We start from the raw sequence: 12,909 nt of genomic DNA, 5'->3' as shown, positions 1-12,909 counted from the left end.
GTCTCTCATGCCAATCATCAACAGCCAGGTCAAACCTTTCAACGCCACCGCCTACCACAAAGGCGAGTTCGTTCAGGTCAGCGAAGCCGATCTGAAAGGCAAGTGGTCTGTCGTGTTCTTCTACCCGGCCGACTTCACCTTCGTTTGCCCGACCGAGCTGGGTGACCTTGCTGACAACTACGCCGAGTTCCAGAAACTGGGCGTGGAAATCTACGGTGTTTCCACCGACACCCACTTCACTCACAAAGCCTGGCACGACACTTCGGACACCATCGGCAAGATCGAATACCCGCTGATCGGTGACCCGACTCACGTCATTTCGCGCAACTTCGACGTGCTGATCGAAGAAGCCGGCCTGGCCGACCGCGGTACCTTCGTGATCAACCCGGAAGGCCAGATCAAGATTGTCGAGCTGAACGACGGTGGTGTAGGCCGTGATGCTGCTGAACTGCTGCGTAAGGTCAAGGCTGCTCAGTACGTTGCCGCTCACCCAGGCGAAGTGTGCCCGGCCAAGTGGAAAGAAGGCGAAGCCACTCTGGCGCCGTCGCTGGACCTCGTAGGCAAGATCTAAGGTCATGCCCATAACGCGGGCGGTAAGCAGCCGCCAAAGCTGAAGTACCTACCGCCCCGTCAAGCGCCCGGGCGACCTCGCCTGGGCGTTTTTGTATCCGAGTTTTGAAAAAGGAATCGCCCGTATGTTGGACGCCACGCTTAAATCGCAACTGAAAACCTACCTGGAGCGGGTCACCCAGCCGATCGAGATCGTTGCTTCCCTCGACGACGGCGCGAAGTCCCGCGAATTGCACGACCTGCTGGTAGAGATTGCCAGCCTGTCGAACCTCATTACCTTCAGCGCGGACGGTACCGATGCCCGTCGCCCTTCGTTCTCGCTGAACCGCCCGGGTGCCGATATCAGCCTGCGCTTCGCCGGCATCCCCATGGGCCACGAGTTCACATCGCTGGTGCTGGCACTGCTGCAAGTGGGTGGCCACCCGTCAAAGGCCAGTGCCGAAGTGATCGAGCAGATCCAGGCTCTGGAAGGTGAATTCAACTTCGAAACCTACTTCTCGCTGTCGTGCCAGAACTGCCCGGACGTCGTCCAGGCACTGAACCTGATGGCGGTACTCAACCCCAATGTGCGCCATGTTGCCATCGACGGTGCGCTGTTCCAGGACGAAGTGGAATCGCGCAAGATCATGGCGGTTCCGAGTATCTACCTCAACGGTGAAGTGTTTGGTCAGGGCCGTATGGGCCTGGAAGAAATCATTGGCAAGATCGACACCAACGCTGGCGCCCGCCAGGCCGAGAAGATCAACGCCAAGGAAGCCTTTGACGTGCTGGTTGTCGGCGGTGGCCCCGCTGGCGCCGCGGCTGCCATCTACGCTGCCCGCAAGGGCATCCGCACCGGTGTTGCAGCCGAGCGCTTCGGCGGCCAGGTGCTGGACACTCTGGCCATCGAGAACTTCATCTCGGTGCAGGAAACCGAAGGGCCGAAGCTGGCCACGGCGCTAGAAGAGCACGTCAAGCAGTACGACGTCGACATCATGAACCTGCAGCGCGGTGAAGCGCTGATTCCGGCCGCCGAGGGCGGTCTGCACGAAGTGCGCCTGGCGGGGGGCGCTTCGCTGAAGGCCAAGACCGTGATCCTGGCCACCGGCGCCCGCTGGCGCGAAATGAACGTGCCGGGTGAGCAAGAGTACCGTGGCCGCGGCGTGGCCTACTGCCCGCACTGTGACGGCCCGCTGTTCAAGGGCAAACGCGTGGCGGTGATTGGCGGCGGCAACTCGGGTGTGGAAGCGGCCATCGACCTGGCCGGTATCGTCGCCCAGGTGACGCTGATCGAGTTCGACAGCCAGTTGCGTGCCGATGCGGTGTTGCAACGCAAGCTGCGCAGCCTGCCGAACGTCAACGTGATCACCAGCGCGCTGACCACCGAGGTGCTGGGCAATGGCGAGAAGGTCACCGGCCTGCGCTACAAGGACCGCACCACGGATGAACAGCACGAGGTGGCACTGGAAGGCATCTTCGTGCAGATTGGCCTGTTGCCCAACACTGACTGGCTGAAGGGCACCGTCGAGCTGTCGCCGCGTGGCGAAATCATTGTCGACGCCAAGGGCCAGACCAGCATCCCGGGTGTGTTTGCAGCAGGTGACGTGACTACCGTGCCGTACAAGCAGATCGTCATTGCGGTGGGTGAGGGGGCCAAGGCGTCGCTCGCGGCCTTTGACCACCTGATTCGGACTTCGGCACCGGCGTAAGCCTGTACGGCCCTTTCGCGGTTGAAGCCGCTCTCACAGGACTGCGCAGTTGTTGAAACTGTGCAGATCCCCGTAGGAGCGGGTTCACCCGCGAAGAGGCCGGGCCTGCTGGCCAATCACCACCCGCCGTTCACCGTTGCTGCCGCTACCGTATTCGCGGGTAAACCCGCTCCTACATCGGATCGGTGGTGGACACCTGTCGGTGGCCGGGCCTGCTGGTCAATCACCACCCGCCGTTCACCGTTGCTGCCGCTACCGTATTCGCGGGTAAACCCGCTCCTACATCGGATCGGTGGTGGACACATGTCGGTGGCCGGGCCTGCTGGCCAATCTCCACCCGCCGTTCACCGTTGCTGCCGCTACCGTATTCGCGGGTAAACCCGCTCCTACATCGGATCGGTGGTGGACACCTGTCGGTGGCCGGGCCTGCTGGCCAATCACCACCCGCCTTTCACCGTTGCTGCCGCTACCGTATTCGCGGGTAAACCCGCTCCTACACAGATCGGTGGTAGACACACATCGAGGGCTGGACACAGGCCGTCGTAGGAGCGGGTTTACCCGCGAAGAGGCCGGGCCTGCTGGCCAATCTCCACCTGCCGTTCACCGTCGCCGCCGCCACCGTATTCGCGGGTAAACCCGCTCCTACGCAGATTGGTGGCGGATACACATCGAGGGTTGGACACAGGCCGCTGTAGGAGCGGGTTCACCCGCGAAAGGGCCGGTGCAAGCAAAGCAGGACCTGAAGGTGTCTATGCTTACTGCAGACCCCTCAGGAATCAAACCGATGACCCTGATCAGCCGCGAACCCTGGTGGCTAGTCCCCCCAAAGCCCGGGCAGCAAGAGCAGGACCTGCACTGGGGCTACCTGGAAATCTACGCCGACGGTCGCGCTGTGTTCGTCGACCAGCGCCCCACTGACCGGGAGCTGGCCGAGCGCAAGAGCTGCCGCAATTTCCCCGACCCCGAGCCGTGACGGCTCAGCCTTCCAGCTCGGCCAGGCGTGCTTCCAGCGCCGCAATGCGGGCTTCGAGGGCCTCGATGCGTTCTTCGGACACACTGCCGCCACTGGTGCGCGCGCCGCCTTCCTGCTGCCGTGCAGCGAGAATAGCCTCGATTTCCGCCGGGTCGCCCAAGGCATGGGTGTAGCGGTCTTCACGCTGGCCGGCCTGGCGTGGCAGGTGCAAGGCCAGGCCCCGCGAGATCAGGCGCTCCAGCTGATGCTGGATCTGCTCGGTGTCGTCGAAGTCGTGCAGGCGGTTGCTACGGGTCAGCAGTTCGTTGAGGGTTTGCGGGCCCCGCAGGAACATCAGGCCCATCAGCACCAACTGCGCTGGCACCAGCTCCAGTGCCTTGTCTACCCGATGTTCCCAGCGGTCGGCACGGCTGCCCATCTGCAGGCGGGTCATGCCCTGACCTTCGAGGACGCGCAGGGCCTGGCCGACCTGGCCTTGGGTGAGGTTCATCACCGGCTCGCGGCTGGTCTTCTGGTTGCAGGCCAGGACCAGGGCATTGAGGGTCAGCGGGTAGCTTTCCGGGCTGGTGGCCTGCTTTTCGATCAGCGAGCCGAGAACGCGGACCTCGATGCTGTTGAAGCGGCCTTCACCTGCGGTTTCGTGTTCTGACATGGCCCTGTCTCGTGGCTGGGGAAAGGCCACTAGGGTAGGTAATGCGATCGCGTAAGGCAATTGGGGCCGCAAAGCGGCCCCGGCCCGCTTAGCCGTTACGCTGCTCTTCGGCCTGACACGCCGCCGCGGTGAACAGCACATCGGTTGAAGAATTCAGCGCCGTTTCGGCAGAATCCTGCAACACGCCGATGATGAAGCCCACCGCCACTACCTGCATGGCAATTTCGCTAGGGATGCCAAACAGGCTGCACGCCAGCGGAATCAGCAGCAGCGAACCCCCAGCCACGCCCGAGGCGCCGCAGGCGCACACTGCCGCCACCACGCTGAGCAGCACGGCAGTCGGCAGGTCCACCTGGATACCCAGGGTATGCACGGCGGCCAGGGTCAGCACGGTAATGGTGATCGCCGCACCGGCCATGTTGATGGTCGCGCCCAGCGGGATCGACACCGAGTAGGTGTCTTCATGCAGGCCAAGGCGTTCCGACAACGCCAGGTTCACCGGGATGTTGGCGGCCGAGCTGCGGGTGAAGAACGCGGTAATACCGCTTTCACGCAGGCACAGCAGCGTCAGCGGGTAGGGGTTGCGGCGAATCTTCCAGAACACGATCAGCGGGTTCATCACCAGCGCCACGAACAGCATGCAGCCGATCAGTACCGCCAGCAGGTGCAGGTAGCCAAGCAGGGCGTCCAGGCCCGACTGGGCCAGGGTGGAACTGACCAGGCCAAAGATGCCCAGCGGGGCGAAGCGGATGACCACGCGCACGATCAGGGTTACACCCGTGGACAGGTCTTCGACCACGGTACGGGTGGTTTCGCCGGCGTGGCGCAGGGCCACGCCCAAGCCGATGGCCCATGTCAGCACGCCGATGAAGTTGGCATTGAGCAGGGCATTGACCGGGTTGTCTACCGCACTCAGCAGCAGGTTCTGCAGCACCTCGGTGATGCCGCCTGGCGCGCTCAGCGTGGCTTCGCTGGTGCTTAGTACCAGGTACGACGGGAACAGCATGCTGGCAACCACGGCCACCACTGCTGCGGCAAAGGTGCCCAGCAGGTACAGCCAGAGGATCGGGCGAATGTGGGTTTCCTGGCCGTGACGATGGTTGGCGACCGAAGCCATGACCAGGATGAACACCAGCACGGGCGCAACCGCCTTCAGGGCGCTGACAAACACCTTGCCAAGAAAGGCCAGGTCGCGGGCGATGGCAGGTGCCAGCAGGGCGAGGGCGATGCCGGCGAGCAGGCCGATGACGATCTGAGTCACCAGGCTGGTGCGGTTGAGGAAGCGGAGGAGAGGGGTCATGTGCAGCGGTATCTCGGAATCTGGAAAGGGCGGACTTTACCATAGAGCACCTGGTGGGCACGGCGCGCCTTGTTGGTAGTCAATCAGGCTTGGATGGCTACCAGTGAAACAACTCTCGCCGCGCCCCCTCGGTAATCGCCACGATCCCTGGGTGCTTGACCTTGCGCTCCACCGAAATGGCATAGAACGACTCGTGCACGGCCTCGGTCTGCCCGATCAGTTGCACGCCATACTGACGGCACACCTCCTCGGCGATTACGCTGGGCGCAACGAAAATGCCGCTGCCCGACTGCCCGAACGCTTGCATCAAGGCACTGTCATCGAACTCCCCCACGATCCGTGGCTGCACCTGCTGCTCGCCCAGCCACCGCAGCAAGCGGCTGCTTACCACGGTCTCCTGGCCGGGAACCAGCAGCGGAGCATCCTGCAGGCAAGCTGGAAAAGGCCCTTCAAGCCGTTGTGCCAGCGCCGGGGTGGCGAAGAAGCTCAGCCCGCACTCGCCCAGCTTTTGGCTGTAGCACTTGATGTCCAGGTGGTTAGGCATGGGGCTGTCGGAAATCACCAGGTCCAGGCGCTGAATAGCCAGGTCTGCCAGTAACCGCTCAAGTTTGTCTTCGCGGCAGTTGATGCGCAGCACCTCCTCCAGGTCCATGGTCGGTGCCAGCAGGCGGTAGACAATGGATTTGGGCACCACGTCAGCCACCCCCACACGAAACAGGATCTGCTCCTGAGGGCCGGCGCGCAGCATGGCTTCAAGCTCGCTGCCGATCTGAAACATCTGTTCTGCATACACCAGGGCCTGGCGGCCGGTTTCTGTCAGTTCCAGCTGCCGGCCGGCGCGCTGGAACAGCTCCAGGCCGTAGGTTTGCTCGAACAGGGTGATCTGCCCGCTAATGGTTTGTGGGGTGAGGTTCAGCTGTTGGCTGGCGCGGGTGATGCTGCCCGTCTTGGCCACGGCCCAGAAGTAATGCAGCTGGCGATAGTTAAGCACCGTCGGTCGTCCCGATTCGTAAAAACCGAAGTATATGCCATGAAAATACGAATTTTCCTGAACTATTGCCGTCTCTAGAATGCACGGCTATCAGGCGCCATGCGCCGCCGGGTTATTTCAAGCGAGGACACCATGCTGCAACTCAAATCCATTGGCACCCCATTGGTGCTGGCTTTGGCCCTGTTCACCCTGGCAGGCTGCGACCAGGCCGAGAAATCCGCCCAGCAGATGCTCGACCAGGCCGCGCAGTCGGCCAAGCAGGCCATCGACGACACCAACAAGGCTGCCCAGCAGGCGCTGAGCGAAGCCATCGGCGGCGAAGGGCAGAAGCCCAAGGATGCCGAGAAGAAAGAAGAAACCCAGGAAATCTGACCCCAACCGCTGCTGCAGGATTTGAACAATGGAATATTTGCTGGAACTCGCCGCTAGCCCTACCGCCTGGGTTGCCCTGGCTACGCTGGTGGCCATGGAAGTTGTACTGGGCATCGACAACCTGATCTTCATCTCGATCCTGACCAACAAACTGCCGGTGGAGTACCGCTCCAAGGCGCGGCGTATCGGTATCAGCATGGCCTTGGTCATGCGGCTGGCCTTGCTCAGCACCGTGGCCTGGATCGTCCAGTTGACCGACCCGGTGTTCGAAGTGTTCGGCAACGCCTTCTCGTGGAAGGATGTGATTCTGATTGCCGGTGGTTTGTTCCTGCTGTGGAAGGCGACCAAGGAAATTCACGAAAACGTCGACCCGCATGGCGCCAAGGAGGAAGCCAAAGTCTCCTCCACGGTGACCCTGGGCTTTGCTGCGGCGATCTTCCAGATCCTGCTGCTGGACATCGTCTTCTCGGTCGACAGCATCATCACCGCCGTGGGCATGACCGAGCACCTGCCCATCATGATTATCGCCGTTATCACGGCTGTGATCGTGATGATGGTGGCCGCCGACCCGCTGGCCAACTTCATCAACGACAACCCGACCGTGGTCATGCTGGCGCTGGGCTTCCTCATCATGATCGGCATGACGCTGATCGCCGAAGGCTTTGGCGCCCATGTACCCAAGGGCTATGTGTATGCGGCCATGGCGTTCTCGACGGCTATCGAGGTCCTCAACATCCTGGCCCGCCGAGCGCGTCTGAAGCGTGAGGCGGCTGAAGGTTGATGTAAAAAGGGGCGCCTCGCGCCCCTCTTGCGGACAAGCCCGCTGCATAGGTATTCGCGTGGCACTGGCAACGCGAATACCTGTGCAGCGGGCTTGTCAGTCAGTGGGCTTCGGGAAATCCTGAGGTTAGCTCACCCCGGCATGCCGCCGCGGCCGTCTTACTGGCTGTGGCTTGGCGGGTGCCTGCGGTGGCAGGTGGTGTGCATGACGCCGCACGATACGCAGTACACCCCACAGCATGGCGGCTGCGACGCTCAGCCACATGCCTACCAGCATGAGAATTGCCATGGTCAGGCTCATCTGTGCCTCCATCTTTGCGGCAAGCGCTTGATTGGGCCGCGTTTACCTTCCAGACACTGCTTTAGTCTAGCCCTTCGTCTGTGACGTTCCATCGTACAATGGTCTATCTCTAGGGCCGATTCGCTCCAAGGCGCTGTCGGACTATACCCGCGCCGCTGTCGGACCTATGATCGGTGGCCAGAGCCGGGCGCTGCCTGCCTGGCGTTGGAACAAGCGAGTGTCCATGGAGCAACATTCCTTCAAGGCTGCCCCCCGGCGGCTACTGGCTGCCTGCCTGCTGGCTGCCACCCTGGCCGGCTGCGCCAGCGCACCGCCCGGCAACCTCAAGGGCCTGCCGCAGCGAGTCGAGATCAGCAGCGTGCCGTTCTACCGTGGCAACGCCAACCACAGCGGGGCCATGGCGCTGGCGGCAGTGCTGTCGCAGCAGGGGGCGCCTATTACGCCGGGCTTGCTGGACAAGCCGCTCAACCTGCCTCAGGGCGCCGAAACGCTGGATACCGCTATTCCCCGTGTGGCGCGGGACTACGGTAGGGTGGTGTACCCGCTGGACAAGCAACTGGACGCGCTGCTGACCCAGGTGGCAGCGGGCAACCCGGTGCTGCTGCGTTACGAGGACGGTTCGGCCTGGTGGAGCGAGCCGCGCTATGCGGTGTTGATGGGCTATGACCGTTACAAGCAGCGGGTGCTGCTGCGCTCGGGCATGCACCGGCGGCAGGTGATGGCATTCGATGAATTTGCATCGGCATGGGAGAAGCAGGGGAGTTGGGCGGTGCTGGTGCAGCCACCTCGGCAACTGCCGGCCCAGGTTGATCGCCAGCGGTGGTTGCATGCTGCGGATGAATTGGCCAAGGCCGGGCAAGAGATTGCGGCGAAGCAGGCGGTCAATAGCCTGAACGAATAGCATTGCCTGTGCCGGCTTCTTCGCCGGCAAGCCCGCGCCCACAGGATTTGTGCTTATTGCACAGTCCGTGTGGGCGCAGGTTTGCCGGCGAAGAGGCCAGGCCTGCCTGAATCAGAAGCCCAGGCGATCGCGCAGGCTGTAGTACCAGGCACCGATGGCGCTGAAGGGTACGCGCAGCATCTGGCCACCCGGGAACGGGTAGTGCGGCAGGCCGGCAAAGGCGTCGAAACGCTCTGCCTGGCCGCGCAGGGCCTCGGCCAGCACCTTGCCCGCCAGGTGGGTATAGGTCACGCCGTGGCCCGAGCAACCCTGCGAGTAGTAGATGTTGTCGCCAATCCGGCCAACCTGTGGCAGGCGCGACAAGGTCAGCAGGAAGTTACCGGTCCAGGCGTAGTCGATCTTCACGTTCTTCAGCTGCGGGAAGGCCTTGAGCATTTTCGGGCGGATGATCGCCTCGATGTTGGCCGGGTCACGCGCGCCGTACACCACGCCGCCACCGAAAATCAGGCGCTTGTCGCTGGTCAGGCGGTAGTAGTCGAGCAGGTAGTTGCAGTCCTCGACGCAGTAGTCCTGCGGCAGCAGGGTGCGTGCCAGTTCTTCGCCCAGTGGCTCGGTGGTGATCACCTGCGTGCCGCATGGCATGGACTTGGCGGCCAGCTCGGGTACCAGGTTGCCCAGGTAGGCGTTGCCGGCAACGATGATGAACTTGGCGCGGACCTTGCCCTGCGGGGTATGCACGACCGGGTTGGCACCACGTTCGATGCGCACGGCCGGGGTTTGCTCATAGATGATGCCACCCAGCGACTCGACCGCGGCAGCTTCACCCAGGGCCAGGTTCAGCGGGTGGATGTGGCCGCCGCTCATGTCGAGCATGCCGCCGATGTAGCTGTCGCAGGCAACCACTTCGCGGATGCGCTTCTGGTCCATCAGCTCCAGCTGATTATGGCCAAAGCGTTCCCACAGGCGCTTTTGCGATTCCAGGTGGCCCATCTGCTTGCTGGTAAGGGCAGCGAATACGCCACCATCTTTCAGGTCGCACTGAATGTTGTACTTGGCCACGCGTTCACGAATGATGCGCCCGCCCTCGAAGGCCATGTGGCCCAGCAGTTGTGCCTGCTTGGGGCCGACGGTGCGTTCGATGACATCAATGTCGCGGCTGTAGCTGTTGACGATCTGGCCGCCGTTGCGGCCCGATGCGCCGAAGCCGACCTTGGCCGCTTCGACGATGCTCACCTTGAAGCCGTTCTCCAGAAGGAACAGGGCGCTGGACAGGCCGGTGTAGCCGGCACCGATGATGCACACATCGGTTTCCACCTCACCCTGCAGCGCCGGACGTGGCGGCACCGGGTTGGCCGAGGCGGCGTAGTAGGACTGGGGGTAGGGGGTGTTAGCCATGCTGCAGGAACCTCGTGTTTTATATTTTTAACGAATGTACCGATGCTATCAATAATAATAAACACCCGCTAGTCGTCTGGTGAAAATCCTTTACGGGGCCCCCCTCAGCCAGCCTCTCTATAAAGAGTTTAAGATTCAGTAGGTTAGCGCGAAAAAAAGTGTTGACAGGGTTTTTGTAATGCGTAGAATGCGCACCACACGACAGGCACATAGCTCAGTTGGTTAGAGCACCACCTTGACATGGTGGGGGTCGTTGGTTCGAGTCCAATTGTGCCTACCAAATCGAAAAAGGGGTGATCCGAAAGGGTCACCCCTTTTTTCATTGTCCATTGCCGCGCGATCGGGAATACCGCGGCATTGACGCAAAGCGCTTTCATTCGAAAGTTTTTGATTTTTCTCAAAAAAAAGCTTTACAGGTACGCATCGGGCCACTAATATGCGCACCACACGACAGGCACATAGCTCAGTTGGTTAGAGCACCACCTTGACATGGTGGGGGTCGTTGGTTCGAGTCCAATTGTGCCTACCAAATCGAAAAAGGGCGATCAGAAATGATCGCCCTTTTTGCATTTGCGCCCGAAGCAGCGTGTAACGTTTGGTCGCGGTTCGGGGCATACCCGGCGTGCTAGAATCCGCCCCTTCGAATCTGGAGGTACACGCGTGCGCAAACTGGCTGTGGTAATGGCAGTGCTCGCCCTGGCGGGCTGTGAGAACGAGGTCGAAGGCGTGCACAAGCAGGTGGCCGAACACCTGCATAACCCCAAGACCGCCAAGTTCGGCAACGTGCGGATCGACACCCAGGGCACCATCTGCGGTCAGGTCCGCGGCAAGGACGATGCCGGGCAGTACGAAGCCTACCGCAGCTACGTGGCGATCAAGCGCGATGGCCAGTACGACATCATCGTTGACGATACCGGCAACAACCTGCGTATCCGTGAACTCTGCGGCGGAGCCGACCTGCAGCGCCGTGCCGAGGCGCTGGCAGACCAGCCGGCGCCCCAGGGGTGGGATGTGGAAGTGGTACAGGGCGCCAACATGGGCGCACTCAGCGATATGACGGCGCGCCTGATCGAAAAGGGCATCCCCTCTTCGGTGGAGTACCGTGACGGCAAGCCGGTGGTGCTGATGGGGCCGTTCCCCACCCGCGAAGAAGCGCAAGCGCGCAGGGATGAAGTGATGGCCAAGCTTGGTACCGATTCGGTGGTCATCCAGCACGGCGCAGCACGTTAGTGTGGTGTTTTGCAAATACGGCCAATAACTCGCGAGCGATTTTTGCGCTCAGGCAAGGCGTCGCGACGAGTCGTAGCCCAGCTACGGTGAGGAGCGACAACGCCGCATGAGCGCAAAAAGCGCCGCGAGTTATGGTCGTTATTTGTGAAACACCACACTAGAGGCTGTACACAAAGTCTTGAGGCGCAGGTCAGGCTGTTTTCAACGCAGCATGAACAAGTATCAAGGCTTATCGTGCAGAGCCTAAGCCGGTACAGTGGCGCCGCGGCCAAGGCTTGTGTCAGGCGCTGTTCACACAAGTTTGGCTATGCTTGGGTTGGGAGATGCCAAACGGGGAGGGCCTCATGTCTACACTGGAGCGGGCCATTGCCGTGGCCGCCAGGGCGCATGAAGGGCAATACGATAAGGGTGGGGCGGCTTACATCCTCCACCCGTTACGCGTGATGATGCGGGTTTCCACACCTGAGCAGCGGATTGTGGCGGTGCTTCACGATGTGATCGAAGACACCCCGTTGACCCTGTCCGACCTGGCGCGTGAGGGCTTCGCGCTGAAAATCCTGGCTGCGTTGCTGGCGCTTAGCCGCCGCGAAGGCGAGCCTTACCAGGATTTCGTGGTGCGCCTGGGCGAAGACCCGTTGGCGCGCACCGTCAAGCTGGCTGATCTGGCCGACAACAGCGACCTCTCGCGCATCCCTTGCCCGGGCCCCGCCGACCTGGCGCGGCTGGCCCGTTATCGCCAAGCCAGTGCCTATTTACAGGCGCTGGTCTGAGGATCAACCGCACGCCTTGAGGTTGACCGGCCCCACGAACGCGTTTCCTCGCCCCATCACGCAGGCGACCTGTTGGTTGCGTTGCTGCTCCCAGGCTTGCGGCGGGTAGGTCTTGTTCCAGGCTTCGAACAGCTGGCGGTCCTGTTTGGACAGGCGCAGGTTGTACTGCTTGCTCATGTAGAAGTAGGTGCGGGCGATCATGCCGCGGATCGACGGGCGCGGCATCACCTTCTTGGCCTTGAAGTCGACCTGGGTCAGGCAGCGGCCATACTGGCCGCGTTGTTCTGGTAGCCAGCCGAAGCTGAAGTTGCTGCAGTCGCCGTTGACCTCGCCGATGCTTGGCACCAGGTTGTGCAGGTCGGCTTCGGCGCGTTGGTACACTTCGTCATGCTGCGAGCACTGCTTGCGCCCGCCGCTCTGCCAGCACTGGCGCTGATGGCCGATCTGCCAGGCGGGTACGATGTGCTCCCACTCGATGCGCGACGCGCGCTGGGCGTTCTTGCGTGGGGTATAGCCGCAAGATGCCAGGTCGACCTTGTTGCCTTTGTATTTACAGCCGCAATAGAACTCGGTCGATTGCGGCGCATAGAGCTTCCAGGCGACCTTCTTGGCCTCCTGGAAGGTGCGCGGGGCGTCGGCTTGAACAAGCGGAGTGGTCAGTAACAGGCAAGCTGCTGCGAAAAGCGAAACTCTCATGCGCAGTCAATCTTCCTTCGGTACGGTCCAGAAAATCTGCACACCGCCATCGTCGCGATGGGCGAGGGTGACGTTGTCGTTTTCTGCGATCTCCTGAAGCAGGGTCTCCCAGTCATCCGGGCTTTCCTGTTCCAGGCGGAAGATCAGCGCCGCACGGCTGCGCTGGGCGGTGGGGCTGTTGATGATCTTCTGGATGCGTACACCCAGCTGTTCATAGCTGCTCGGGGTGGCGGGGGCGGTGCTGGACACAGGAATTTCCTTGTTTTGCTGTATGTGCATACAGTATTTCA

General features: G+C 61.8%; 15 protein-coding genes and 2 tRNA genes. 10 read left to right on the top strand and 7 right to left on the bottom strand.

All coding sequences use genetic code 11. The features are described 5' to 3' along the window. The first annotated feature begins 7 nt into the window (after window positions 1-7). The 3 genes from ahpC (at window position 8) to LMH93_RS17310 (ending at window position 3,231) form a co-directional block, all read left to right on the top strand. The gene (ahpC, locus tag LMH93_RS17320) at window positions 8-571 is read left to right on the top strand and encodes an alkyl hydroperoxide reductase subunit C (RefSeq protein ID WP_003250537.1); all 564 of its coding nucleotides are present in this window, start codon (window positions 8-10) and stop codon (window positions 569-571) included. A 124-nt stretch (window positions 572-695) separates the two neighbouring features. Next, window positions 696-2,258 (top strand): alkyl hydroperoxide reductase subunit F, encoded by a 1,563-nt coding sequence (gene ahpF / locus LMH93_RS17315; RefSeq protein WP_003250539.1) that lies wholly within the window; start codon window positions 696-698, stop codon window positions 2,256-2,258. A gap of 784 nt (window positions 2,259-3,042) precedes the next feature. After that, entirely contained in the window at window positions 3,043-3,231 is a 189-nt protein-coding gene (locus LMH93_RS17310) for a hypothetical protein (protein ID WP_003250541.1), read from the top strand. Window positions 3,232-3,235: 4 nt separating this feature from the next. On the opposite strand, the gene LMH93_RS17305 is transcribed toward LMH93_RS17310, so the two are convergent. From LMH93_RS17305 to nhaR, 3 genes are all read right to left on the bottom strand, one after another. Next, window positions 3,236-3,883 (bottom strand): YceH family protein, encoded by a 648-nt coding sequence (locus tag LMH93_RS17305; protein WP_004573713.1) that lies wholly within the window; start codon window positions 3,881-3,883, stop codon window positions 3,236-3,238. An 88-nt stretch (window positions 3,884-3,971) separates the two neighbouring features. Continuing rightward, entirely contained in the window at window positions 3,972-5,183 is a 1,212-nt protein-coding gene (gene sstT / locus LMH93_RS17300; protein WP_003250545.1) for a serine/threonine transporter SstT, read from the bottom strand. Between the two features lie 97 nt (window positions 5,184-5,280). Then, on the bottom strand, window positions 5,281-6,174 hold the full coding sequence (gene nhaR, locus LMH93_RS17295; protein WP_004573709.1) for a transcriptional activator NhaR: 894 nt from the start codon (window positions 6,172-6,174) through the stop codon (window positions 5,281-5,283). A gap of 132 nt (window positions 6,175-6,306) precedes the next feature. Here nhaR and LMH93_RS17290 point away from each other — a divergent pair, with 132 nt between their 5' ends. Next, a complete protein-coding gene (locus LMH93_RS17290; protein WP_003250549.1) occupies window positions 6,307-6,546 on the top strand; it encodes a hypothetical protein in 240 nt (79 codons plus the stop codon). Window positions 6,547-6,574: 28 nt separating this feature from the next. Then, window positions 6,575-7,327 (top strand): TerC family protein, encoded by a 753-nt coding sequence (locus tag LMH93_RS17285; RefSeq protein ID WP_003250551.1) that lies wholly within the window; start codon window positions 6,575-6,577, stop codon window positions 7,325-7,327. 126 nt (window positions 7,328-7,453) lie between these two features. Here the strand turns inward: LMH93_RS17285 and LMH93_RS17280 are convergent, their stop codons facing one another. Further along, window positions 7,454-7,627: a hypothetical protein gene (locus LMH93_RS17280; protein ID WP_003250553.1), complete on the bottom strand. Its 174-nt coding sequence runs from the start codon at window positions 7,625-7,627 to the stop codon at window positions 7,454-7,456. A 166-nt stretch (window positions 7,628-7,793) separates the two neighbouring features. Between LMH93_RS17280 and LMH93_RS17275 the strand changes: the two genes are divergently transcribed. Beyond that, window positions 7,794-8,528, top strand: coding sequence for a peptidase C39 family protein (locus LMH93_RS17275; protein ID WP_003250555.1), 735 nt, complete (start codon window positions 7,794-7,796; stop codon window positions 8,526-8,528). Window positions 8,529-8,639: 111 nt separating this feature from the next. On the opposite strand, the gene LMH93_RS17270 is transcribed toward LMH93_RS17275, so the two are convergent. Then, on the bottom strand, window positions 8,640-9,923 hold the full coding sequence (locus LMH93_RS17270) for an NAD(P)/FAD-dependent oxidoreductase (protein ID WP_003250557.1): 1,284 nt from the start codon (window positions 9,921-9,923) through the stop codon (window positions 8,640-8,642). A 203-nt stretch (window positions 9,924-10,126) separates the two neighbouring features. Between LMH93_RS17270 and LMH93_RS17265 the strand changes: the two genes are divergently transcribed. The 4 genes from LMH93_RS17265 (at window position 10,127) to LMH93_RS17250 (ending at window position 11,923) form a co-directional block, all read left to right on the top strand. Beyond that, window positions 10,127-10,203, top strand: a tRNA-Val gene (locus LMH93_RS17265). A 172-nt stretch (window positions 10,204-10,375) separates the two neighbouring features. Beyond that, window positions 10,376-10,452, top strand: a tRNA-Val gene (locus LMH93_RS17260). 131 nt (window positions 10,453-10,583) lie between these two features. Beyond that, complete coding sequence (locus LMH93_RS17255; RefSeq protein ID WP_003250559.1) at window positions 10,584-11,153, top strand: SPOR domain-containing protein; 570 nt, start codon at window positions 10,584-10,586, stop codon at window positions 11,151-11,153. Between the two features lie 344 nt (window positions 11,154-11,497). Next, a complete protein-coding gene (locus LMH93_RS17250; protein WP_185280196.1) occupies window positions 11,498-11,923 on the top strand; it encodes a GTP pyrophosphokinase in 426 nt (141 codons plus the stop codon). Between the two features lie 3 nt (window positions 11,924-11,926). On the opposite strand, the gene LMH93_RS17245 is transcribed toward LMH93_RS17250, so the two are convergent. Next, the gene (locus LMH93_RS17245) at window positions 11,927-12,619 is read right to left on the bottom strand and encodes an endonuclease (protein WP_230064414.1); all 693 of its coding nucleotides are present in this window, start codon (window positions 12,617-12,619) and stop codon (window positions 11,927-11,929) included. Between the two features lie 6 nt (window positions 12,620-12,625). After that, window positions 12,626-12,868 (bottom strand): DUF1654 domain-containing protein, encoded by a 243-nt coding sequence (locus LMH93_RS17240; protein WP_080637253.1) that lies wholly within the window; start codon window positions 12,866-12,868, stop codon window positions 12,626-12,628. Window positions 12,869-12,909 lie beyond the last annotated feature (41 nt).

It is taken from the genome of Pseudomonas sp. CIP-10 (genome assembly GCF_020911845.1).
Taxonomy (GTDB): Bacteria; Pseudomonadota; Gammaproteobacteria; order Pseudomonadales; family Pseudomonadaceae; genus Aquipseudomonas; species Aquipseudomonas alloputida.
Note: the sequence above shows the minus strand (reverse complement) of the source record. Positions and strands in the feature narration are given on the sequence as shown.

Excerpts from the sequence above, each read along its gene's own strand:
- ahpC (WP_003250537.1), top strand. The coding sequence starts at position 8 with ATGCCAATCATCAACAGCCAGGTCAAACCTTTCAACGCCACCGCCTAC.
- ahpF (WP_003250539.1), top strand. The coding sequence starts at position 696 with ATGTTGGACGCCACGCTTAAATCGCAACTGAAAACCTACCTGGAGCGG.
- LMH93_RS17310 (WP_003250541.1), top strand. The coding sequence starts at position 3,043 with ATGACCCTGATCAGCCGCGAACCCTGGTGGCTAGTCCCCCCAAAGCCC.
- LMH93_RS17305 (WP_004573713.1), bottom strand. The coding sequence starts at position 3,883 with ATGTCAGAACACGAAACCGCAGGTGAAGGCCGCTTCAACAGCATCGAG.
- sstT (WP_003250545.1), bottom strand. The coding sequence starts at position 5,183 with ATGACCCCTCTCCTCCGCTTCCTCAACCGCACCAGCCTGGTGACTCAG.
- LMH93_RS17290 (WP_003250549.1), top strand. The coding sequence starts at position 6,307 with ATGCTGCAACTCAAATCCATTGGCACCCCATTGGTGCTGGCTTTGGCC.
- LMH93_RS17285 (WP_003250551.1), top strand. The coding sequence starts at position 6,575 with ATGGAATATTTGCTGGAACTCGCCGCTAGCCCTACCGCCTGGGTTGCC.
- LMH93_RS17280 (WP_003250553.1), bottom strand. The coding sequence starts at position 7,627 with ATGAGCCTGACCATGGCAATTCTCATGCTGGTAGGCATGTGGCTGAGC.
- LMH93_RS17275 (WP_003250555.1), top strand. The coding sequence starts at position 7,794 with ATGATCGGTGGCCAGAGCCGGGCGCTGCCTGCCTGGCGTTGGAACAAG.
- LMH93_RS17270 (WP_003250557.1), bottom strand. The coding sequence starts at position 9,923 with ATGGCTAACACCCCCTACCCCCAGTCCTACTACGCCGCCTCGGCCAAC.
- LMH93_RS17250 (WP_185280196.1), top strand. The coding sequence starts at position 11,498 with ATGTCTACACTGGAGCGGGCCATTGCCGTGGCCGCCAGGGCGCATGAA.
- LMH93_RS17245 (WP_230064414.1), bottom strand. The coding sequence starts at position 12,619 with ATGAGAGTTTCGCTTTTCGCAGCAGCTTGCCTGTTACTGACCACTCCG.